Source organism: Sphingomonas sp. GC_Shp_6 (genome assembly GCF_026540835.1).
Taxonomy (GTDB): domain Bacteria; phylum Pseudomonadota; class Alphaproteobacteria; order Sphingomonadales; family Sphingomonadaceae; genus Sphingomonas.
In genome coordinates, this window is sequence record NZ_JALNUO010000003.1 from 249094 (window position 1) to 270822 (window position 21729).

15 protein-coding genes and 1 tRNA gene are annotated in these 21729 nt (G+C 68.2%); 3 read left to right on the forward strand and 13 right to left on the reverse strand.

Features of this window, described 5'->3' with window-relative positions:
• Positions 1 to 41: 41 nt before the first annotated feature.
• The 6 genes from OXQ95_RS05680 to OXQ95_RS05705 form a co-directional block, all read right to left on the reverse strand.
• Positions 42 to 740, reverse strand: a complete 699-nt coding sequence (locus OXQ95_RS05680) for a phosphatase PAP2 family protein (RefSeq protein ID WP_267380483.1) — start codon at positions 738 to 740, stop codon at positions 42 to 44.
• Positions 740 to 3163 carry a TonB-dependent receptor gene (locus OXQ95_RS05685; RefSeq protein ID WP_267380485.1) on the reverse strand — a complete coding sequence of 808 codons (2424 nt, stop codon included), beginning with the start codon at positions 3161 to 3163 and terminating at the stop codon, positions 740 to 742. Before OXQ95_RS05685 ends, OXQ95_RS05680 begins: the two co-directional genes overlap by 1 nt.
• Positions 3164 to 3282: 119 nt before the next feature.
• Complete coding sequence (locus OXQ95_RS05690) at positions 3283 to 3729, reverse strand: DMT family transporter (RefSeq protein WP_242095398.1); 447 nt, start codon at positions 3727 to 3729, stop codon at positions 3283 to 3285.
• A 16-nt stretch (positions 3730 to 3745) separates the two neighbouring features.
• Positions 3746 to 4996 carry an arsenic transporter gene (locus tag OXQ95_RS05695; protein WP_267380490.1) on the reverse strand — a complete coding sequence of 417 codons (1251 nt, stop codon included), beginning with the start codon at positions 4994 to 4996 and terminating at the stop codon, positions 3746 to 3748.
• Positions 4993 to 6111, reverse strand: coding sequence for a metallophosphoesterase (locus tag OXQ95_RS05700; RefSeq protein WP_267380491.1), 1119 nt, complete (start codon positions 6109 to 6111; stop codon positions 4993 to 4995). The genes OXQ95_RS05695 and OXQ95_RS05700 overlap by 4 nt, the downstream gene beginning before the upstream one ends.
• Positions 6108 to 7430 carry an MFS transporter gene (locus OXQ95_RS05705; protein ID WP_267380492.1) on the reverse strand — a complete coding sequence of 441 codons (1323 nt, stop codon included), beginning with the start codon at positions 7428 to 7430 and terminating at the stop codon, positions 6108 to 6110. The genes OXQ95_RS05700 and OXQ95_RS05705 overlap by 4 nt, the downstream gene beginning before the upstream one ends.
• Positions 7431 to 7748: 318 nt before the next feature.
• Between OXQ95_RS05705 and OXQ95_RS05710 the strand changes: the two genes are divergently transcribed.
• On the forward strand, positions 7749 to 8663 hold the full coding sequence (locus OXQ95_RS05710; RefSeq protein WP_267380494.1) for a cell wall hydrolase: 915 nt from the start codon (positions 7749 to 7751) through the stop codon (positions 8661 to 8663).
• A gap of 3 nt (positions 8664 to 8666) precedes the next feature.
• Here the strand turns inward: OXQ95_RS05710 and OXQ95_RS05715 are convergent, their stop codons facing one another.
• The 3 genes from OXQ95_RS05715 to OXQ95_RS05725 form a co-directional block, all read right to left on the reverse strand.
• A complete protein-coding gene (locus OXQ95_RS05715) occupies positions 8667 to 11213 on the reverse strand; it encodes a TonB-dependent receptor (protein ID WP_267380496.1) in 2547 nt (848 codons plus the stop codon).
• 215 nt (positions 11214 to 11428) lie between these two features.
• Positions 11429 to 13837: a hypothetical protein gene (locus tag OXQ95_RS05720; protein WP_267380498.1), complete on the reverse strand. Its 2409-nt coding sequence runs from the start codon at positions 13835 to 13837 to the stop codon at positions 11429 to 11431.
• Between the two features lie 122 nt (positions 13838 to 13959).
• Positions 13960 to 14036 (reverse strand) — tRNA-Arg (locus tag OXQ95_RS05725).
• A gap of 86 nt (positions 14037 to 14122) precedes the next feature.
• Between OXQ95_RS05725 and OXQ95_RS05730 the strand changes: the two genes are divergently transcribed.
• Positions 14123 to 14629, forward strand: coding sequence for a hypothetical protein (locus OXQ95_RS05730; RefSeq protein ID WP_267380500.1), 507 nt, complete (start codon positions 14123 to 14125; stop codon positions 14627 to 14629).
• Positions 14630 to 14635: 6 nt separating this feature from the next.
• Here the strand turns inward: OXQ95_RS05730 and hemB are convergent, their stop codons facing one another.
• The gene (gene hemB / locus OXQ95_RS05735; protein WP_267380502.1) at positions 14636 to 15628 is read right to left on the reverse strand and encodes a porphobilinogen synthase; all 993 of its coding nucleotides are present in this window, start codon (positions 15626 to 15628) and stop codon (positions 14636 to 14638) included.
• A gap of 78 nt (positions 15629 to 15706) precedes the next feature.
• On the opposite strand from hemB, the gene OXQ95_RS05740 reads away from it, so the two are divergent.
• Positions 15707 to 16597 carry a diacylglycerol kinase family protein gene (locus tag OXQ95_RS05740; RefSeq protein WP_267380504.1) on the forward strand — a complete coding sequence of 297 codons (891 nt, stop codon included), beginning with the start codon at positions 15707 to 15709 and terminating at the stop codon, positions 16595 to 16597.
• A 315-nt stretch (positions 16598 to 16912) separates the two neighbouring features.
• Here OXQ95_RS05740 and OXQ95_RS05745 read toward each other — a convergent pair whose 3' ends face one another.
• The 3 genes from OXQ95_RS05745 to OXQ95_RS05755 are packed head-to-tail and all read right to left on the reverse strand — an operon-like array spanning position 16913 to position 21710.
• Positions 16913 to 18355 carry an MATE family efflux transporter gene (locus OXQ95_RS05745; protein WP_267380506.1) on the reverse strand — a complete coding sequence of 481 codons (1443 nt, stop codon included), beginning with the start codon at positions 18353 to 18355 and terminating at the stop codon, positions 16913 to 16915.
• Positions 18356 to 18415: 60 nt separating this feature from the next.
• Positions 18416 to 21106: a valine--tRNA ligase gene (locus tag OXQ95_RS05750; protein ID WP_267380508.1), complete on the reverse strand. Its 2691-nt coding sequence runs from the start codon at positions 21104 to 21106 to the stop codon at positions 18416 to 18418.
• Between the two features lie 43 nt (positions 21107 to 21149).
• Positions 21150 to 21710 carry a DUF2497 domain-containing protein gene (locus OXQ95_RS05755; RefSeq protein WP_267380510.1) on the reverse strand — a complete coding sequence of 187 codons (561 nt, stop codon included), beginning with the start codon at positions 21708 to 21710 and terminating at the stop codon, positions 21150 to 21152.
• Between the last annotated feature and the right edge of the window lie 19 nt (positions 21711 to 21729).

Here is a 21729-nt window from a genome sequence, read left to right on the forward strand (position 1 = left end):
GCAGTCGCGATCTTTCGGTCCATCTGACCAAGCGCATCCCCTCAGGGGATGAGCCGGTTCGCACGAAGTTCGGCCGCGGCTTCAGCATAGGCCGTGGCAAAGGCGGGTTTGCCCGACAGGCGTTCGGCCACGAGCAACCCCAGCGCTTCCCCCGCGGTCACGTCGCTGCGGAAATGCTGCTCGCAGGTGATGCGCGTCTCGGCATAGCGGGCGGCGCGCGCCAGGATCGGTGCGGCGCGATCGGGGAACAGCCGGGCGAGCGTGCCCGCATAGGCATAGGCGCTGGTGGTGTGGCCGCTCGGATAGCTGGAGAGCGGCTCGCCCTCGCTGCGCTTGCACGTGGCGAGCCGGGGATCGATCACCCAGGGCCGTGGACGGCGGAACTCGTCCTTGCCGCGCGCCGTCACCGCCTTCTCGGTCGCGCGCACCAGCGCCATCAGCCGCGCGGTGGCGGGCAGGCGGGTGAGATCGAAGCCCGGCCCGATCGCGGCGGCGAAGATCGAGGCATCCTTGATCTCGCCCTCCGCCTTGGCCGCTTCCGCCTGCGCCGCGGTGCGCGTGCGTTCCGCGGTGCGAAGCTCGGCCAGTTCCGCCATCGCCTGCACGCTGTCGCGTGCGGGCGGCGGCGGCAGCACCAGCGCCGGATCGAGATCCGATGCGGCCAGCAGCGACACCTCCTTGGGCTCCTTGGCCGCCGCCATGGTGGCCAGCGCGATCGCGAGCAACGCCAGGGACTTCATCAGAACGTCACCGTGATGTCGCCGGTGAAGGCGCGCCCGACCTGGAAGATATATTGGTCGTACGGATAGACGGTCGCTTTCGACACCGGATCGGTCACGCCCTTGCCCTGGCTGATGCTGGTCACGCGCGTGGAGTCGAACAGGTTGGTGACTTCGATGCCCAGCCGGACCGGCCCGATGTCGTACCGCGCGGAGACGATGGCGGTGTTATAGCCTTTGCTCTGATAGACGGGGCTGTCGTAGCTCGTGCCGGTGGTGCCCGGCGGCGCGATGAACCACTGGTGGCCGACCCATTTGTCGATCAGCGAGAAGCGGATCGGTCCGCTCTTGTAGAGGAGGCCGCCGGCGGCGGTCCATTCGGGCGCCTTGGCCACCTGCTGCTGCGGCGCCCCGGCGTTGTCGGTCTTGGCATAGTTGCGCGAACCGTTGGCGAAGACCGCGAAGCCGCGTGGCAGCGCATAGGTCACCTGCCCCTCGACGCCCTTGTAGGTCACCGCGCCCTGGTTGAAATACACGACGCCCACGCCCGGCGTCGCCGAGGTGACCGAGGCGAACTTGTTCTTAAAATCGATCTTGTAGACATCGGCGTCGATGCTGAGATTCTGGCCGTGATAGACCGCGCCGGCCTGATAATTGGTCGAGCGCTCGGGTTCCACGGTCGAAAGGCTCGGATTGGCGACGTAAAGCACGCTCAGCGGCGGCGCGAGGAAGCCCTTGGCATATTGGCCATAAACCGAAAGGCCCGGCGTGATCGCGTAGTTGATCGTCGCGAACGGCAGGTCGGCGACGTAGTCGTTGCGCTGCGACTGCGCATAGCGCGTCGTCTGGTTGTAGAGCGCATCGATCCGCCGCTGGAAATCGACATGCTTGTAACCGGGCGTGATCGTCAGCCCGTCGATCGGGCGAAGCTCCAGTTCGACGAACTCCTCGGTGTGGTTCGTCTCGCTCTTCTGGTCGAACTTGACGTTCTGCGGCGTGACGGCGCCCGTCGCCGGGTTGGTCACCGCCTTTTCGATATAGTTGGGCGCCATGTTGACGAGGTTCACGTCGCGCTGCTGGCGATAGGTGTTCGAGAATTCGAGCCACGCGCCCGCGGTGATCGCACCGAAGCCGAAATCGATCCGCGTCTTGGCGATGTCGCCGAACACGCGGTACTTGTTCGTCTTGGTATAGCCGGGCACGCCAGCGCCGGTCACCGCCTTGGTCGCGCCGGCCGCGGGCGAGATCGTCACCACGTTCGCCGCCGTCACCGCCGCCGCCACCTGCGCTGCGGTGGCCTGACCCGTCGCCGTCGGGAAGGCCGTGCCGAAGATCGTCACGTCGTTGCCCGACAGCGTCTCGTTGTCGTAGCTGTAGGTATAGGCGCGGTTCTCGAACACCGAATGCGGGGCGAGTTCGGCCTCGAACTTCACCAGCTCGAAATCGGTCGTCTTGTGCGTGTGGTTGTAGCCATAATAATCCTGCGTGTTCGGATCGTTGTTGAGGCTGAAATATTTGCCGTAGAGCGCCGCTTGGCCGAGCGTTACGCCGTCATTGTCGGGCTGGTTGAACGTGTTCTCGTTATAAGTGCCGAGGATCGTCAACCGCGCCGACGGTCCCACGGGGATGACGATCTTGCCGAAGACGTTGTTCGAATTGAACGGGCTGTAGGTGCGCGCGCCGTTCGAATGGATGTGCTGGCCGCTGAACACCATCTCGGTGCCACCGAGCGCGTCGATCGCGCCGGTCTGGACGAGGCCGCGCAGCAGATAGGTGTCGAAACTGCCATAAGTGCCCTTGAACTCGGCGCCGGCATTCTCGCGCGTTGCGCGGCTGAACAGGTTGAAATTGCCGCCGAACGTCGCCTGGCCGAGCTGGCTGGCATTGCCGGGGCCGCGATCGATGATCTCGGTCTCCACCGTATTCGACGGGAAGAAGGTGTTCGAATGGTGCGTCGGATCGTTGGTGTCGCCGAACGGCACGCCGTCATAGGTGACGTTGTATTCGCCGTCCTGGAAGCCGCGGATCTGCGCCTTGGATTCCGACAGGCCGATGCCGTTGGCCGATCCGGTGTTCGACACGCTGGGGCTGATGAGCGCGATCTGGTTGAAATCGGCGGTCGCGGGCAGCGAATCCTCGATGAAGCTGCGCGAGATGATCGATTGCGGCTGCGTGGTCTTCAGCGACGCGGTGACGGGCGCGATCACGTTCGCCTTCGTCGCGGTCACGACGATGTCGGAACCCTCGGCGATGCCATCGCCGCGCGTCTGGGGATCCTCGGCGGCCGGGAGCGGCGCGGGCACGGACGTGTCGCGCGCGACTTCGGCGCCGGACGCCACCGGCTTGTCCGCGGCGTGCGCACCGGCGGGTGCGAAGCAGAACGCCAGCGTGCTCGTGCCGAGCGCCATCGAACGGGCAAATGCCCGTTTGCGAAGATTGGTCATGTGTCGGTCCCCCTAAGGCCAGTACCTTTGTGGCGGCGTTAGGAAGAACCGAAGTCAGTTGTGTTACAAAAGGCCCGGCCAGCCGGACATTGGGATTTTTTCAGGGAGATTAACGCCGATCAGAACTTGGCGATCAGCGTCACGCCGGCCACCATCAGCACCGCGCCCAGCGCCCGCCACGGGTTCATCGCATGCTGTTCCATGCGCAGCAGCCCGAAATGATCGATGGCGAGGCTGGCGAGGATATTGGCCGTGATGGTGATCCCGTTGACCGGCCCCGCCCCCAGCTTCTGGATCAGCAGGAAGCCGGCGAACACCGCGACCGCGCCGACGATGCCGCCCAGCGGCGCCCACCACGGCATCGACGCGAAGTCGCCGACAGTCGGCAGCGGGCGCGGCATGCACGCGAAGAGCGCGACCGTCGCGAACAGCACGAGCATGAACGAGACCGAGGTGGCGAGCCATGGGTTCTGCAGCGACTTGTTGAGCTCGCCGCCCATGGCCGCGCCCACCGCCTGCAACATGCCGGCAGCGAAGATGAAAGGATAGGCCCAGGCAGCGTTCATGCGATGATTTCCTTGTTCAGCCGATCAGAAGCCGCAGGCCGAGCGCGGCGAGGAGCGCGGCGGGCATCGCGACGGCGCCCACCTTGAGAAATGCGGCGAAGGTGACGTTCTCGCCCTCGCGGCGGATCGCCTGGAGCCAGAGAATCGTCGCGAGCGAGCCCGTCACCGACAGATTGGGTCCGAGATCGACCCCGATCAACAGCGCATCGGTGACGAGCCGCGGCGGCTGCGCCTGAAGCACGGCCGTGCTGGCGATCAGCCCCGCGGGCAGATTGTTCATCAGGTTCGATCCGAACGCCAGCACGGTGCCCGCCACCGCCGCGGTTCGCGTCGGATCCTGCGCGCCGTGCCGGATCGCATCGGCCACCATCCGGATCACGCCGGTCCGGTCCAGCGCCTCGACCAGCACGAACAGCCCGGCGACCAGCGGCAGCACGCCCCACGAGACGCTCTTCACGAGATCGATCGGCGAGCGGCGCGCGATCGCCGATACCGCGAGTGCGGTGGCGATGCCCGCCAAAGCGGTCGGCAGGCCAAGCTGCTGGTCCAGCGCCGACATCGCCACCAGCAGTATCGCCGTCAGCAGGATCCCGGCAAAGGCGAGCTTGCCGCCGCGCGACAGCGCCTCGCGCTCCACGTCGCATTCGCATTCGCCCGCGATCCGCTTGCGTTCGATCACGCGCAGAACCACGAACGTGACGGCGATCGAGGCGAGCGACGGCAGCGCGAACGATCCGAGCCACTGGCCGAGTGGCGGCATATGGCCCCCATAAAGAACGAGATTGGCGGGGTTGGAGATCGGCAGCACGAAACTGGCCGCGTTGGCGATCAGCGCGCAGGCGAAGAGCAGCGGCAGCGGCTCGGCCTTGGCCTTCTTGGCGGCGGCGAACACCGCGGGCGTCAGCACCACCGCGGTCGCGTCGTTCGACATGAAGGTCGTGACGATAACGCCTGTCGCATAGACCAGCGCGCAGAGCCGCGGCCGCGACCGGTTGGCGGCGTTGACCGCGGTGGCCGCGACCCAGTCGAAGACGCCATGTTCGCGTGCCGTTTCACTCAGCAGCATCATGCCGGTGAGAAACAGATAGACGTCGAGCCCCTTGGCGATCGCGTCGCCCGCGGCGCCGATCGGCATCAGGCCCGCGACCACCAGCAGCACCGCACCGGCGACCGCCCAGATCCATTCGGGCCAGCGCATCGGCCGGCCGATCACGCCTGCCGTGGACAGGCCGGCAATGGCCCATGTCGCCCCCGTCGCCAAGGTCACCAGCCACCGCCATTCTTGTTGGGGCCGCGCTGCGATCCATCGATCCCGGCCTCGGGCCACGCACCCACCGCGTGGCAGTCGATCCCCGGCGCCACCAGCGGCCGGCGTTTGGGAATGTCCATCACGTCCCGCACCAGCAGCTCGATCCGATCGCGCGCGGTGCCGCAAGCCACCTCGACGCGCCGCAAGCCCTCCGACAGCATCGTTTCCGCCTGCCAGGCGCCGTCTACCAGAGTCATCGTGGCGGCCGGGCCGCCGTCGATCGACACGGACACCGCCGCGTCCGGGCCGGCGCCGAAGAGCCTGGCGACGATCGTCACCGGCCCCGGTCGCGGCACCTGATGGGAGTCGGACGGCCGGGTCACGAGCCGCCGGTCGCATGGGGCGACGATCTGGACATGCGGCCAGGCGTCATCCAGCCGGCGGAATCGCCAGCTCGGGACGCGGCCGTGGAGGCAGACGATCGTGAAGCCTGGCCGGCCGTCATCCTCCTCGATCTGCCCGGTGGAACGAGTCGCGCCATAGACGGTGCGGCCGTCGTTCAGCAGCTCGTTATAATGGGTGTGCCCCGTATCGACGAACGCCACGCCGCCATCGGCGAAGGTGCGCGCGATCTCGTCGCCATCGGCGGCGAGATCGCCGGGATAGGCGTGCATGAAGACGAGCGGGATCTGCCCGGCCGCCTCGGCCCGCGCCAGTTCCTCGCGGATCCGGTTGCGGTGGTGCATCGTCACGCGAAAATCGGGGCCGCCCGCGCCGTCGCCGACGATGTCGAGGAACACGCAGCGATAGCCGCCGATCGTTTCCGCCTCGGGCCGGTTCGCGGGCGGAATCGCGGCCTCGTAGGCGATCAGATCGTGCGGTTCGAAATCATGATCGCCGGGGATCGCGCGCCAGGGCCGGTCGAGCGGCGCGAGCGCTTCGATCATCCGCGCATATTGCTCCGGCGTGCCATGATTGGCGTTGTCGCCCGGCAGGAACACGAAATCGGCATCCCGGCCGATCCGCGTGTTCACCTGCCCGACGATGGTCTCCAGCCGATCGAGACTCTGCCAGCCATCGGCCTCGTCGATGTGGAGGTCTCCGACATGGACCCAGGCGATCGTCGCGGTCATCGCGCGGCCTCCGGCTGGGGCTCCCCGCCATCGCCATCCCCGTCACCGTCGTGCTTGGGCGAACAGGCCGGGCGCAGCGTGCCGGCAAAACCGATCCACAGCGCGAGGCTGGCCAGCGCGAAGCTGCCGAGGATGAAGAAGGCGACGTGATAGCCCAGTTCCTGCGCGAGCCACCCGCCGATCGCGGGCGACAGGCTGGCGCCAACGCCCTGCACCGTCATCACTGCGCCCTGCCCGACGTTTACGCGGCCGGTGCCGCTGAGCAGGCAGGCGACGAGCCCCGGCACCGCGACGCTCTGCAACCCGGCACCGATCCCGTCGAGCGCCTGCACCGGCCACACGCCCCAATATTCGATGAAGGTTCCGGCGAGAAACCCGCGCAGCGGCAGCGCCGCAAACGAGATCAGGAGCACCAGCCAATAGCCCCGGCCGGCCGCCACCTTCATGGCGATCAGGCTCGTCACGATCATCACCGCCTGCGCGACGACGACGGTCATGGCGGTGAACATCGCGGGATTGCCCTTGCCCGCGCCTACCACCGCCAGCCCGTACAGCGGCAGCATCGCGCCATTGCCGAGATGGAAACAGGCGAGCGCCGCGGCCAGGATCAGCATCGGCTTGTTGCGCATCAGGACCTTGAAGCCCTCCGCCTTGCCGCCCGCGTCGTCGTCGCCGCCCTCGCCTTCCAGCCCGCGCGCCGCACGATGGTCGATCGCGCGCTCGGGGATCGACAGGACGGAAATGATGGCGAGCACGCCGAAACCGGCCGCGAGATAGAAGATCGCCGGCATGCCGAACTTCCAGCCGAGCCAGCCCGAAAGCCCCGCGCCCACCATGTTGCCGGCGTGGTTCCACGCCTGGTTGCGCCCGTTCTGCGCGTTGAAACCCTTTTGCCGGACGATGCCGAGCGTCATGCCGGCGACGGCGGGGCCGATGGCGGCACCGGCGATCGCGGTCGCGACCTGGCTGATCGTCACCACGGTCCAGGTCTGCGACCACAGGATCAGGAACGACGCGAGCACCGTACAGATGCCGGTGACGACGACGACCCAGCGCTTCTTCTCGGTGTGATCGATGAACGCACCGGCGGGCGCAGTCATCAGCATCCCGGCCACGCCGCCCGCGGTCATCACCGTGCCGATCGGCCCGGTCTGCCATCCGCGCTGCTGCAGGAACACGCCCAGGAACGGGCCGATGCCCGCCTGCATGTCCGCCATGCTGAAGTTCAGCGCCTGAAGCGCGCGAGTGGCGCGCTTCGTGTCGCCCCCCTTCGTCCCCGCAGCGTCACCACCCCCGCTCGGGACCACCATCGTCGCCATGCCATGCTCCTCGCTGCCCGCGCTTAACCCAAGTGATGGGCGAAAGGTCCAAGCCGGTCGTTATTTGTCATATATTATAATCGCGTACCGTTCGGCTGTTGAAGGCACGCTGTTGAAAACAGGGCGAAAGCTCGCGTTCGAACATCCGCAAGAACCTTGCCGCCGTTCCTAGCCGGACGGCCGCAATCGCCGCTGAACATCATCGTTCAGCTTCTGTTTAGAAAGGTTAACGGCGGAGCGCCCGGCCGCCGATCCGGCTTAACCGGCCGCTAACCAGCCGCTCCTATGGTCGGCGCTTCGGCGGCGACAGGCGCGGGCATGATGTATAGACAATTCCTGCTCGTGAGCGCCCTCGGCGTCGTCACGTCGTGCGTGCCGTCGGAGCACGCGGCGCGGACGGTCGCCTCCACCCGGCCGCGGGCGCTCGACTCGCGGTCGCTGCTGCAGGCACTGGCGCTTCGCGTGCCCGACGACGCCGTGCTCGCTGCCGCTACCGCCACGCCCCGCTTCGCCGCGCGCATCGCCTCCGCCCCGCCCTTCTTCGCCGCCGCCCGCAGCGCCGACGACGCGAGCCGCGCGACCGATTGCCTGACCCAGGCCGTCTATTACGAGGCGAGATCGGAGCCGCTCGACGGCCAGCGCGCGGTGGCGCAGGTGGTGCTAAACCGGGTGCGCGACCGCGCGTTCCCCAAAAGCGTGTGCGGGGTGGTCTATCAGCGCGGCACCCGCTCGTCGGGGTGTCAGTTCACCTTCACCTGCGACGGTGCGCTGATGGCGCGCCGCGAACCGCACGCATGGGAACGCGCGCGCGCGGTGGCGGAAGCGGCGCTGTCCGGCAGCGTCTATGCTCCGGTGGGCGCGGCCGTCTTCTACCACACTCAGGCGGTCTCACCCTGGTGGGCGCCCAGCCTGTCGCGGATCGGCAGCATCGGCGCGCATATCTTCTATCGCTGGCACGATGCGCTCGCCCGATCGCTGTCGTTCCACCAAGGCTATTCGGGCCTCGAGCCCGCGACCGGCGGCAGCGCCCCGGCGCCCTTCACGCCCGAGGCCGCGTTCCCCATGGATCTGGTGCAGCAGGCCGGCGTCACCATCCACCGCGAACACGCGGCGGCGATGCCGGAGACCGGCGCATGGATGACGGCGGGGGTCCGCATCCACCGCGGCATGACCCCGCCCCAGTCTCCCGCCGAGACGATGGCGGCCGACGGGGAACCCGCCGACCGCACCTGATCGTCAATAGTGGAAGCGCAGCGTGCCGCCGAAGGTGCGCGGTGCGCCCAGGAACGCGTCCAGCACGCCGGTCGCGTTGGTCGGCACGTTCTGGAAGCCGGAGTCGAACGCCACCTGCTTGTAGTTGGTGTCGAACATGTTCTCGACCCAGACCTCGGCGCTCCAGCGGTGATCGGTCGGACCGAAGCCCAGCCGGCCGTTCGTCAGCGTATAGCCCGTCTGGTATTTGCCGGGATCGAGATCCGATCCGGTGTTGTAACCCGACGAGTATTTCGCACCGATCGTGAGGCGCAACTGCTTGGTCTCGCCGATCGGCTGCGTGTAGGTGCCCGACAGCGACGCCGAATAGAGCGGTGCCAGCGACAGCCGCGACCGCGCACCGCCCTGGAAGTCCGTCCGCAGCACCAGATCGGCCAGTTCGCTCGACGACAGGTGATAGCGCGTATCCGCCACGGTCACGCCGCCCTGCAGATTGAGCCGGTTGGTCGCGAACCAAACGAAATCGGTGTCGATCCCCTTGCTGACGACATGGGGCACCGAATCCACCACGAACACCAGCCCGTTGAAGGTGTTGAGCTGGAAGCCGGCATATTTCTGGTAGAACAAGGTCGTGTTGAACAGCACCTTGCGGTTGAACAGCGTCGCCTTCTGGCCCAGCTCGAACGAGTCGTTGGTTTCCTTCGGGAAACCGGTGTTGGTGATCGGCGTGTTCACCGCGGCGCTGCCCGGCGCACAGCCGGGCTGGCCGACGGTGCATTCGACGCGATCGAGGTTGAACCCGCCGGCCTTGTAGCCGCGCGCATAGGAACCATAGACGAGCAGCGAACGGCTGAAGCGATAGGCGAGCTTGGCCGTGCCCGACAGGTTGCGCTCATTCTCCGACTGATAGTCGGTAAAGTTGTTGTAGCCCGGGCTCAGGAACGGCAGGCAGAGTGTGCCGTTCACGGCGGCCAGTTGCGCCGCTGCCGCCGGATTGACCCGCGCAAGAATCCCGAAGGCCGCATTGGCCGCGCCGCAACCCGCGCCGCTGCCGATATTGGTGCTCGCCGTGTTCAGCGACTTGTCGTCCCACGTGTAGCGAAGGCCGACGTTGAAATCGAGCTTGTCGGTCAGGTGCAGCGTGTTGTTCGTGAAGATCGCATAGGTGTCGTCGGTCTGGCGATAGCGATCGACCGATCCCGAATCGGCGGCATAGTTCACGCCGCCGACGAACGGAAAGGTGAGCCCCGTGCGCAGGAAGGTGGGATCGGGCTTGCCCTCGACCAGCGAGGAGAAGAGCAGGCTGAGATAGGGCGTGAACTGGCTGCCGACAAGCACGCTAGTGTTCTGGCGCAGCTTCTCGTTGGAGAAGAACCCGCCGACGAGATAGTCGAGCTTGCCGGACGTGCCCGCATAGCGGAGTTCCTGGCTGAAGGTGCGGAACTGGCTCGAATTGCTGTCATTGTCGGGCAGGTAATCGAGATCGGCGGTCGAGAAATCGGCATCGAAGCCGCCGGTGATCTTCCAGTCGCGATAGGCGGTGATCGACGTCAGCGTTCCCGGCCCGACCTGCCAGTCGGCCTGGAGCGACACACCCTGGTCGCGCGTCCGCTGGCGATCGTCGCGGTTCGAATAGGCGTTGCGGTCATAAGGCGTGGCGGGGTTTCCGTCGTTGCCGCCCAGTGCCGCGACCAGATTGTTGGCGAGGTTGGGTGCCGGTGCCTGGCTGGCGCGCGTGATGACCGCGATGCAGCAATGCTCGTCGCGGCGCGACACGTCGCCGATCAGGCGCAGCGTCAGCGTGTCGGTCGGCTTGTAGAGGAGCTGCCCGCGGAAGGTGTAGAAATGACGGTCGGTGTCGTCCCTCTTGGTGCGCGGCCCCGCGCCCGTGTTCACGTCGAAATAGCCGTCGCGCTCGCGGCCGGCGAAATAGAGGCTCGCGGCCAGCTTGTCGCTCACCGGGCCGGTCACCTCGACCGCACCGCCCATCGCGCCGTAATTGCCCGCGGTCAGCTCGGCATCCATGCCGAAGGTGAATTGCGGCAGCGCGGTGATGATGTTGATGACGCCGGCCGTCGCGGATTTGCCGAACAGCGTGCCCTGCGGCCCCTTCAGCACTTCGATCCGCTCGACATCGCCCAGATCGCCGAAGCCGACGCCGTTGCGCGAACGGTAGACGCCGTCGATCACGATGCCGACCGAGGATTCGAGGCCGGGATTGTCGCCGACCGTACCGATTCCGCGAATTCGCGCGGTGGTCGAGGCCTCGCTGCTGGTCGAGGTGACGAGCAGGCCGGGGGCGAGCAACGCCAGATCCTTGATGTCCTTGACGCCCGCATCCTGGAGCAACTGGTGGCTCACCGTCGTCACGACGATCGGCACGTCCTGCAGGCTCTGGCTGCGCTTCTGCGCGGTGACGACGATGTCGTCGACGCTCGCCGGGCCGTTCGCGGTTGCCGCCTGCGGCGTGTTGGTGGCGGCGGCGGCGGGCTGATCCCCCGGCTGCGGCGCAGGGCTCGCGGCGGACTGCGCGAAGGCCGGCGCGGCGATCGCTGCCGCCACCAGCGCCATGGCCGATCCTGCTGCGCGAAGATTTCCTCGAACCGTCATCATCATCCTCCCGGGCCCGATCATTCGGTGCCTTTGCCGGTGCTTTGGGCCACGCCAGATGAAGATCGGATGACAACCGCATGACAGGGGCATACCCGTTGCTCGAAAACTGTGTCGAACGGGTAACTGTCCGCCGCAAAGGGGGAAAAAGGGTCGAACCTTCGCCGACGATCGCGTTAGGACGCAGGGCGCGGTCCGCCGATCACGACGATCGCGTCCGGCGCATCGCGAAGTGTCAGGAACAACCGTCCGCCGGGCGCGCGCGGTACTGCGATGGTCGAGCCCGTGAATCCGTCGGGCACCTGCGTCGGCGGATCACCGGCTGCGGCCTTGTTCGAAGACGTGCGGATCTCGCGCACCAGATAAAGTCCGGCGCCCTTCAGCACGCACGCGCCGCCCGCGGCCGGACAGGTAAGCGCCTCCAGCCGGGGCATGCGCACCAGCGTCGTCAGGGGCTGCCAGTCGCCCGCGACGTCGGCCTGAACCACGCGAAACCGGATCGGCCCATAGGCCGAACCGCCAAACGCCGCCCGGGCATCCAACTCGCCGATCGCCACCCCGGCGTCCTGGAGATGCAGCGGCAGCGTGACCGTCTGCCCCGTCGTGGCGGCCATCAGCTCCACGGTGTCGCTCGCCGAGAACCGCGTGGCCCCCTCGCCTTTCAGCGAAAAGGTGAGCCGTCCGTCCTGCGGCATCAGCTCCGCACCCTGGAGCGTGGTCGGCACGGGCGCCGGCGCACCGGTTCGCGCGACCGTGGTGCCGATCAGCACAACTTGCGGGCGGGGCGGGGCGATCGTGATCTTCACCTCCACCGCGCGCCCGTCGCGGCGCACGACACGCGCCACCCGGACGTCGCCGACGTGGAGCGCGCCGACCGCGGCCAAATCGGTCGACATCGCGAGGCGGTCGGTGCCGGCGACCCGGTCGAGGCTGCCGGGCTCGAACGCCACACCGCCCAGCTCCAGCCGCGCGACCTGATCGAGGCGCGTCCCCTCGAGCACCCCGGCGCGATCTCCTGCATGGATCACGAAGCCCGCGATCCGGCCCGCCTCGGCATAGGCGCGCAGCACGATCCGCTGCGGCGCCTCGACCCCGTGGCTTTGCACGGCGATCGTCACCGGCCCCGGCTGCGCGTCCGTCAGCGGCACCTTCAGCGCCAGATGGTCCTCGCCCTGCGCCGTCCAGGCGACCGGGCGGTGCCCATCGCCGTCCCCGATGGACACGTCCGCGACGCAGGCGGCGGCGCTGCCCGACAGCAGCAGCGGCGTCTCGCGGCCGACCACCAGCGAGCCGCCGTCCACCACCTGCCAGGTCCGCCCGGCGGGGGCGACCAGGCGGAAGCGCGGGCCGTCGAAGGTGCCGAACCCCCAGGATCCGTGCAGCACCCCCTCCATCACCGGATCGAGCGTCTTGCCGGCGAGCCCGGCGGAATCGACGACATAGCCGCCCTTCGCCGCCTGCGCCTCGACGGGGAGGTCGATCGTGGCGCCGGCCTTGGTCCTCAGCCGCAGCGCCATGTTCCGCGCATAGGCGGTGGCGAACACCAGCGGCGCACCAGCCACGCGCAGCACCGGCGCGGGCTGCGTCGCGCACAAGGCTGCATCGTCCTTGGCCACCAGCGGCGGCGGCGCCGCCGGTGCAATCCCCGGAAGCGCCGCGACCAGCACCGATTGCGGCTTGCGGAACGAGGGGACGGCGTTCAGCAGCAGCGCGGTCGATCCGCCATGCTGCACGCTCAGCGCCGGGATGAACTGAAGCTGCGCCGACTGGAACGCACCCAGGATCCGCGCCACGTCGCGGATGACGCCGATATAGGGGCTGTAATAGCCGAGCCCCGCCTGCGGGGTCGAGCTGAGCTGCATGGCGACATCGGCGGGCGCACCCGCCAGGGTCTGCGCGATCGAACTGGTCTGGCCGTCGGCCAGCACCGCCGCGTCGCCGCCCTGGGTCAGGCAGGCGGCGCGCGCATCGGGCTGGCGCAGCAGGCAATCCGTGTCGAGCTTCACCGCGAGGCTCTGCGCGAGCCGCGGCGACGTTTCCGCCAGTTCGGCCGGGCCGAGCCCGCGGATGCCGTCGACGAACGCCGCCAGCCGAGCCCGGTCCAGCATCGACTGGTTCAACACCTGCGACACCCGGACGAACGCGCCCGGCCGCCCGCGGATCGCCGCGGTCACCGCGCCCAGCGCACCGCCCGTTTCGGGCACCAGCAGGACGACCGCCTGTTCGGCACCGGTCGGAACGACGGCGTCGATCGTCGCATCCTTCGGCTTCCATGTCTGGGCGTCGATCAGCCAGCCCTTGGGCGGCGGATTGGTGGCGCCGCGCAGGAACGCCAGCACCATGCGGTAACGCGCCGCCTGCCCGGCCGGCAGATCGGCGACGATGCGCAACCGGTCGCCCGCCGCGAGATTGGGCGTCTCCGACAGGGGCAAGGTCACCCCGTCCCGCCCGACCGAGACGCGGAGCGAGGGGCCGGCGAGATCGAACGGCGCGGGGTCGGCCCGGGCGACGCCGGTCGCGAGCGCCGCCCCGGCGCAGGCGAGCAGCAGCCGCCGCGCTGTGCCGATGGGGTCGATGATGGTCACGGCCCGCTTCTATCGATGGCCCCGCCCACTGCAAGCTGGCTCGTCATCCGCGGCGAGCGCCGCACAAACGACGACCCCCTCCGTTCCGGCAGGAACGAAGGGGGTCATGTCGCTGTAACCAATGGTGCACCCGGAGCGATTCGAACGCCCGGCCCTCAGATTCGTAGTCTGATGCTCTATCCAGCTGAGCTACGGGTGCACATTGGAGTGGCGCTGTTAGACGCGGCGATCGGATCGCGCAAGTGCGTTGCGCAACATTCTTCGGCCGCATAGAGCAAGGCCATCATGCGCACCCTCCCCCTCCTCGCGGCCTTGTCCCTCGCCCTTGCGTCGCTCGGCGGTTGCGCGGCGGAAAAGGGGCATTTTCCTTCGCTGGCACCGCGTCCGATCGAGAAGCTGGGCTTTGCCGAACCGACCGTCACGCCAGTTGTCGCCACCGCGGATCCCGCGCTCGATGCCCGGCTGGCGGAAACCGCGCAGCGGCTGGGTGCGATCGCGCATGGTTTCGCCGGCGACGCCGCAAAGGCGGAAATCGCGGCGGCGGCGGCCAAGGGTCAGGCGGCCGGCAGCGAACGCTGGATCGCCGCGCAAAGCGCGCTCGCCTCGCTCGACGACTGGCGCGCGCAGGCATCCGCGCTCCTCACCGATGTCGAGCAACTGGCGATCGACCGCGCCGCGACGCTCGCGCCCGATTATCCCGGCATCGCCGCACTGCGCGATCGCGCCAAGGCGGAGGCGGACAGCGAAGGCGCCACGATCGCGCGCCTGTCCGCCGCGCTGCCGCAAGGCTAGGCCGGACTACCCGTTCAGCAGCCGCGCGGCGTGCGCGGCGTGATAGGTCAGCACGCCCGATACCCCGGCGCGCTTGAACGCGACCAGCGTCTCCAGCACCAGTCCATCGCGGTCCCCCGCCCCGGCGGCGGCCGATGCCTCGATCATCGCATATTCGCCCGATACCGCATAGGCGAACACCGGCACCTGGAACGCGGATCGCACCTTGGCGATGATGTCGAGATAGGGCAGCCCGGGCTTCACCATCACCGTATCCGCGCCCTCGGCCAGATCGAGCGCCACTTCGCGCAGCGCCTCCTCGGCATTGGCATGGTCCATCTGATACGTCTTCTTGTCGCCCTTCAGCAGCCCGCGGGTGCCGACCGCGTCGCGGAACGGGCCGTAGAAGGCGCTGGCATATTTGGCGGCATAGGACATGATCTGGACGTTCTGGTGCGCCGCCCCTTCCAGTGCCGCACGGATCATGGCGATGCGGCCGTCCATCATGTCGGACGGCGCGATGATGTCGGCGCCCGCCTCGGCCTGGTTCAGCGCCTGCGCCACCAGACGCTCCGCGGTGCTGTCGTTGACGACATAGCCTGCCGCATCGACCAGCCCGTCATGGCCGTGGCTGGTATAGGGATCGAGCGCCACGTCGGTCAGCACCCCCACTTCGGGCACCGCATCCTTCAGCGCCCGCACCGCGCGGCACATCAGATTGTCGGGATTGAGCGCCTCGGACCCCTCCTCGTCGCGCAGATGCGGCGGGGTATAGGGAAACAGCGCGACGCACGGGATGCCCAGATCGCGCGCCTCGCGGCCGCGCGCCACGATGCCGTCGACCGACCAGCGCGAAACGCCGGGCAGCGCGCCGATCGGGTCCTCGACGCCCTGCCCCTCGCACACGAAGAGCGGCCAGATCAGGTCGGCGGGGGTGAGCACCGTCTCGGCATGAAGGCGGCGGCTCCACGCGCTGGAACGGGTCCGGCGCAGGCGGATGGCGGGATAGCTGGCGGTCATGCGGCGCGGTCTGCGCCTGCAAGCCGGCCCGTGCAAGCGTTACGGGGGCGAAACCGCCGCGCGTGCGTTGGGGTGTTCATGAACGACCGACAGCCTCGCATCCGCTCCGCCGCCATGATCGTGAACGCCAAATCCCGCAAGGGACGCGCGCTGTTCAAACAGGCGTGCCGGGCGACGCGCGCGCTGCCCTTTCCGGTGGACGCACATGCCGTGAAGGATCCCGACGATCTGGAGGACGTGCTGACGGCCGCGCTCGCCAAGAAGCCCGATCTGGTGATCCTGGGCGGCGGCGACGGCACGATCAGCGGGCTGGTCGACCTGCTGGTCGGCAAGGGCGTGCTGCTCGGCGTGCTGCCGTTCGGTACCGCCAACAGCTTCGCGCGCACGCTCGGCCTGCCGCTCGACATCGCCGAAGCGGTGGGCGTGTTCGCGAGCGGCAAGCCGCGGCGCATCGATCTCGGCATGATCGGCGACGATTATTTCGCCAATTGCGCAGCGATGGGGATGAGCCCGCAGATTGCCGAGACGGTGCCGCACGGGCTCAAGAAGATCCTGGGGCGGGTCGGCTATCTGAGCTGGGCGACGTACCAATATGCCAAGTTCAAGCCGTTCACGCTGATCGTCGGCGAAGGCGATACGGCCGAGCGGCTGCGCGTCGTGGAGGTGCGGATCTCCAACGGTCCCTATCATGGCGGCACCCAGCTGGTGGATGGCGCCACGGTCGATTCGGGCGAGATCGTGGTGCAGGCGGTGGTCGGCCGAACCAAGACGCGGCTGGTGCGCAACTGGGCGGCAAGCGTCCTGCGGCTCGACGCCCGTCACGACGACACGCGCGATTTCCGTGGCAAGAGCATCCGCATCGCCACCGAACCGCCGCTGCCGATCTCGATCGACGGCGAGGTGCTGGCCAAGACGCCGGTCACCGCCAAGATCGCGGCGGGGGTGATCGAGGTGATGGTGCCGGCTTAGATCGTCAGCCGGCTTGCACACGATGCCAGGAGACGTTCACGCGGAGGCGCGGAGCGCGCGGCGGCAGTAGGACATGGCCTGAAGCCTGGTGATCTCGGCTGATCCCACTCTTCACCGTTCGCTCTGAGCTTGTCGAAGGGCCTGTATTACAGGCGAAGGGCTGGATCGCGGAAGGCGTGCTTCGACAAGCTCGGTCCAACCGGATTATGGGATCCAACGCGCATAGGCTTTCTCCAGCGTCGTAGAGGTCGAAACGCTGCCGCGCCTCACACCGCTCCGCGCCTCCGCGCGAAACCCCTTTCCCGCCACCGCAGATCAGCCCACCGGCATAGGCTTGCCCGTCGGCTGCGCGTCCGCCAGCGCCGTTTCCTGCGCATGGGCGGGCGCCGCCACGAGCCTGCCCTTACGCCACCCGCCGAACCGGTAATAGCCAATCGTCATCAGCATCGAGGCAAGCGATCCGGCCGGAAAACTCCACCAGATCGCATCCGCGCCCAGCCGCGACGCGAAGGCCATGGCCAGCCCGAAGCGCACCGGAAACATCGCGATCGCCAGGATCACGAGCGGCCCGACCACCGCGCCGTTCGCGCGCACCGTGGCGGCGAGCACCATCGAGATGCCGAACAGCACGAAGCTCCAGCCCGCGATCAGGTTGATCCGCGCGGCGATGGCGATCGCGGTGCCGTCCTGCCCGAGGAACAGCCAGAGCACGTGCCGGTCGAGCAGCGTCAGCAGCACCAGCAGCCCGCCGGTGAGCGCGAGGTTCATCAGCAGCCCGGCGCGCGTGATCCGGTCGACCCGGTCCCATGCGCCCGCGCCGATATTCTGCGCCGCCATCGCGCTGACCGCCGCGCCCACCGCCATCGCGGGCATCTGGATATAGGTCCAGAGCTGGTTCGCCGCGCCATAGGCGGCGGTCGTCACCGTGCCGTGCCGGTTGACCAGCCCGATCATCGCCAGCGCCGAGGTGGAGACGACGAGCATCTGCAGCCCCATCGGAATCCCCTTCACGACGATCGTGCGCAACAGCGCGCGCTCGGGCCGCAGATAGCGCAGTTCGGCGCCGCGCAGCCGGATCACCAGATCCTTGGCATAGATATAGCCGAGCATCGCCGCCAGCGAGACCATGTTGGCGGTGAGCGTCGCCAGCGCCGATCCCTCGATGCCGAGCGCGGGGATCGGGCCGATGCCACGGATCAGCAGCGGGTTCAGCCCGACGTCGATCACCGAACCCAGCGCCATGAACTTCAGCGGCGTCAGCGAATCGCCCGTGCCGCGCAGCGCCATGGTGAGCAGCACCGCCAGGAAGCCCGGCGGCATCGCGACGAAGATCACGCGCAGATAGGCCAGCGCGAGCGGATAGACGTCCGCCGGCGTGGCCAGCAGCCGCAGGATCGATGGAGCGACGAGCCAGCCGAGCACCACGGTCAGCACCGAGATGATCGTGAACAGCCCGATCGACGTGCCGAGCACCCGCCGCACCGCGTCGATGTCGCGCCGGCCCATATTCTGGCCGATCAGGATCGTCGCCGCCATGCCGAAGCCGAACACCGCGGCCACCAGCAGGAACATGATGATATTGGCGTTGGTGGTCGCCGCCAGCGCGCGTTCGCCGAGAAACTGGCCGATCCACACCGCATTGATCGAACCGTTCAGCGATTGCAGGATCGACGAGCCGAGCGTCGGCAGCGCGAAGGCGAGCAGCGTCTTGCCGATCGGCCCATGAGTCAGATCATGTGCGCCCCGCCTGGGCGCCATCGCCGGTTTCTCGTCAGCCACTCCGCACCCCCACTCACCCCACCAACGCCGTCACCCCGCCTACCCCAGCCGCCCCAGCGCCGCGTGCAACCGCGCCGCCTCGGCGGATTTCTCCGCATGATCGGCACGCGCCTTCTCGACCGCATCGGGCTTCGCGCGCTCGACGAAGCTCGTATTGCCGAGCCGCCCGGCCAGCGCGTCGCGCTCCTTCTCCGCCGCCGCGATCGCCTTGGCCAGGCGCGTGCGCTCGGCCTCGAGGTCGATCACGCCTTCGAGCGGCAGGACGAAGGTCGCCTCGTCCACCACCACCTGCGCCGCGCCGCCGGTGGCCGCACCCTCCACCCGCTCGACGCGGGCCAGCCGCGCCAGCACCGATGCCTGCCGCTCCAGCCGCGCCAGCGTCTGCGCATTCGCATCGCGGACGTGGAGCGGCAGCCGCGCGCCGGGCGGCACGTTCAGCTCGGTGCGCGCGGTGCGGATCTCGCCGACCAGACGGATCGTCCAGTCGATCTCCGCGCTCGCCGCCGGATCGATGCTGCGCGCATCGGCCATCGGCCAGCGCGCGACGATCAGGTCGTGCGCGCGGGGGCGATCGGCCGGCGCCATCGCGTGCCACAATTCCTCGGTGATGAAGGGCATGAACGGGTGCAGCAGCACGAGGATCTGGTCGATCACCCAGCCCGCCACCGCCTTCGATTCCGGATCGATGCTCCCGCGCTCGCCGTCGATCATCGCCGGCTTGATGAGTTCGAGATACCAGTCGCAGAAGCGGCTCCACACGAACTGGTAGATCGCGTTCGCCGCGCCGTCGAAGCGATAGTCGGCGAGCGCCAGGTCTACCGCCTGCACGCAGGCGATCGTCTCCGCCACGATCCACTGGTTCACCGCGAGCATGGCTGCCGGCGCCTCCAGCGCGGTGCTCGATTCGATGCCATAACCCTGGGCAAATCGGGCGGCGTTCCACAGCTTGGTCGCGAAGTTGCGGTAACCCTCGACCCGCTTCTCATCCATCTTGATGTCGCGGCCCTGGCTCTCCATCGCCGCCATGAAGAAGCGCAGCGCATCGGCGCCGTAGCGGTCGATCAGCCCGAGCGGATCGACCGTGTTGCCCTTCGACTTCGACATCTTGGAGCCGTCGGCGGCGCGCACCAGACCATGGAGGTACAGCGTGCGGAACGGCACGTCCTTCATGAAATGCAGCCCCTGCATCATCATCCGCGCGTTCCAGAAGAACAGGATGTCGAAGCCCGAGACGAGCACGTCGTTCGGGTAGCGGCCGGCGAGCGTCGGATCGGCATTCTCCGGCCATCCGAGCGTGGCGAACGGCCACAGCGCCGAGGAGAACCAGGTGTCGAGCACGTCGGGATCGCGCACCAGCACGACGCCGTCGCCCGCCTCGGCCTGCGCCTCGGCCTCGGTTTCCGCGACGAACACGCGGCCATCCTCGGCGAACCATGCCGGGATCCGGTGCCCCCACCACAATTGGCGGCTCACGCACCAGGGCTGGATATTCTCCATCCAGTTGAAGAAGGTCTTCTCCCACGTCTTGGGCACCAGCCGGATCGCGCCCGATCGCACCGCCTCGATCGCGGGAGCTGCGAGCGTCTTGGCGTCGACATACCATTGGTCGGTCAGCCAAGGCTCGATCACCACGCCCGAACGGTCGCCATAGGGCGTCTGGATCGTGCGCGGCTCGGCGTCGTGCGCCTCGCCATCCTTGTCGATATGCGCGATCAGCACGTCATCGGCCTTCAGCCGCGCGACGATGGCCTTGCGGGCCTCGGCGGTGGTCAGGCCGATCAGTTCGGCGGGGATCAGCCTGTCGGCGGTCTGGACGACCTGCGCCTTCGCATCGAGCATGTTGAGCATGTCGCGCGCCTCGATCCCGGCGCGGCGGCCCACCTCGAAATCGTTGAAGTCGTGCCCCGGCGTGATCTTCACCGCGCCCGAGCCCAGTTCGGGATCGGCATGTTCGTCGGCGACGATCGTAATCAGGCGCCCGGTGATCGGCAGCCGCACCTGTTTGCCGACCAGCGCGGTGTAGCGCGTATCGTCCGGATGCACGGCGACCGCCATGTCGGCGAGCATCGTCTCGGGCCGCGTCGTCGCGACCTCGATGAAGCCCGACCCATCGGCGAGCGGATAGCGCAGCCGCCAGAAGCTCCCTTTGATCTCCCGCGTTTCCACCTCGAGATCGCTGATCGCGGTGCCGAGGCCGGGATCCCAGTTCACGAGCCGCTTGTCACGGTAGAGCAGCCGCTCGCGGTGAAGCGCCACGAACACCTTGAGCACGGCCTGCGAAAAGCCATCGTCCATCGTGAACCGCTCGTTCGCCCAATCCATCGAACAGCCGAGCCGGCGGAGCTGGCGCGTGATCTCGCCGCCGCTCTCCGCCTTCCAAGCCCACACCTTCTCGACGAACTGCTCGCGCGTCAGATCGGTGCGTTTCTGCTGGAGAAGCGCCATCTGGCGTTCGACCACCATCTGCGTGGCGATGCCGGCGTGATCGGTGCCGACCACCCACAGCGCGTCCTTGCCCTTCAGCCGCGCGTGGCGCGTCAGGATGTCCTGCAGGCTGTTGTCGAGCGCGTGGCCGATATGCAGCGCGCCGGTGACGTTGGGCGGCGGGTTGACGATCGTCCACGGCTCGGCGCCCGGACGATCGGGATGGAACAGGCCCTGCTCTTCCCAATGCGCGTACCAGCGCTGCTCGATGGTGGCGGGATCGAAGGTCTTGGGAAGTTCGCTCATGCGCCGAGCCTTAGCGAGGCGGCACGCACGAGGCCAGCGGGGTTCAACCCTGCTGGCTGGTGATCCGTTCGATCTCGCGCGCGACCATCGTCTCGACCAGCGCGGGCAGGTTCGCGTCGAGCCATTCGCTCAGCATCGGCCGCAGCATCTCGCGCACCAGCCCCTCGAGCGTCCCGTCGGAATCGCTCTCGGGTTTCACCATCATGCGCGACAGCATGTCGAGCGCGCCGCGGCTCGCCGCGGCGGTCTGCTGCGACACGATGGGGGCGGTCACGGGCGCCGCAGCAGCAGGAGCCGCGGGCGTGGTCGTGGCTACAGGGGCGGCGGCAGCGGGCGCGGGATCGCGCACGGCGCGGGCCGCGGGAACAGGCTTGGGCATCGGCGCAGGCTCCGGCAGGCGGTCGATTTCCGGCATTGGATCGCTCAGTTCGAGGACATGGTCGTCGTCATCCTCGTCGTCGCCCAGCAGGTCGACGGGCGAGGGCAACGGCGCGGTGCGCTGCGGACGGCGCCGGGGCGGAACGCCCTCGCCCTCTTCGGCGATGATCCGTTTGATCGACGAGAGGATCTCCTCCATCGAAGGTTCGACGCTGACTTCGCCCATCCTGAGCTTCCCGATCCCG

Bases quoted from the DNA above. Each gene is read 5' to 3' on its own strand.
- OXQ95_RS05680 (WP_267380483.1), bottom strand. From the start codon at position 740: ATGAAGTCCCTGGCGTTGCTCGCGATCGCGCTGGCCACCATGGCGGCG.
- OXQ95_RS05685 (WP_267380485.1), bottom strand. From the start codon at position 3,163: ATGACCAATCTTCGCAAACGGGCATTTGCCCGTTCGATGGCGCTCGGC.
- OXQ95_RS05690 (WP_242095398.1), bottom strand. From the start codon at position 3,729: ATGAACGCTGCCTGGGCCTATCCTTTCATCTTCGCTGCCGGCATGTTG.
- OXQ95_RS05700 (WP_267380491.1), bottom strand. From the start codon at position 6,111: ATGACCGCGACGATCGCCTGGGTCCATGTCGGAGACCTCCACATCGAC.
- OXQ95_RS05705 (WP_267380492.1), bottom strand. From the start codon at position 7,430: ATGGCGACGATGGTGGTCCCGAGCGGGGGTGGTGACGCTGCGGGGACG.
- OXQ95_RS05710 (WP_267380494.1), top strand. From the start codon at position 7,749: ATGATGTATAGACAATTCCTGCTCGTGAGCGCCCTCGGCGTCGTCACG.
- OXQ95_RS05715 (WP_267380496.1), bottom strand. From the start codon at position 11,213: ATGGCGCTGGTGGCGGCAGCGATCGCCGCGCCGGCCTTCGCGCAGTCC.
- OXQ95_RS05730 (WP_267380500.1), top strand. From the start codon at position 14,123: ATGCGCACCCTCCCCCTCCTCGCGGCCTTGTCCCTCGCCCTTGCGTCG.
- hemB (WP_267380502.1), bottom strand. From the start codon at position 15,628: ATGACCGCCAGCTATCCCGCCATCCGCCTGCGCCGGACCCGTTCCAGC.
- OXQ95_RS05740 (WP_267380504.1), top strand. From the start codon at position 15,707: ATGAACGACCGACAGCCTCGCATCCGCTCCGCCGCCATGATCGTGAAC.
- OXQ95_RS05745 (WP_267380506.1), bottom strand. From the start codon at position 18,355: ATGGCGCCCAGGCGGGGCGCACATGATCTGACTCATGGGCCGATCGGC.
- OXQ95_RS05750 (WP_267380508.1), bottom strand. From the start codon at position 21,106: ATGAGCGAACTTCCCAAGACCTTCGATCCCGCCACCATCGAGCAGCGC.
- OXQ95_RS05755 (WP_267380510.1), bottom strand. From the start codon at position 21,710: ATGGGCGAAGTCAGCGTCGAACCTTCGATGGAGGAGATCCTCTCGTCG.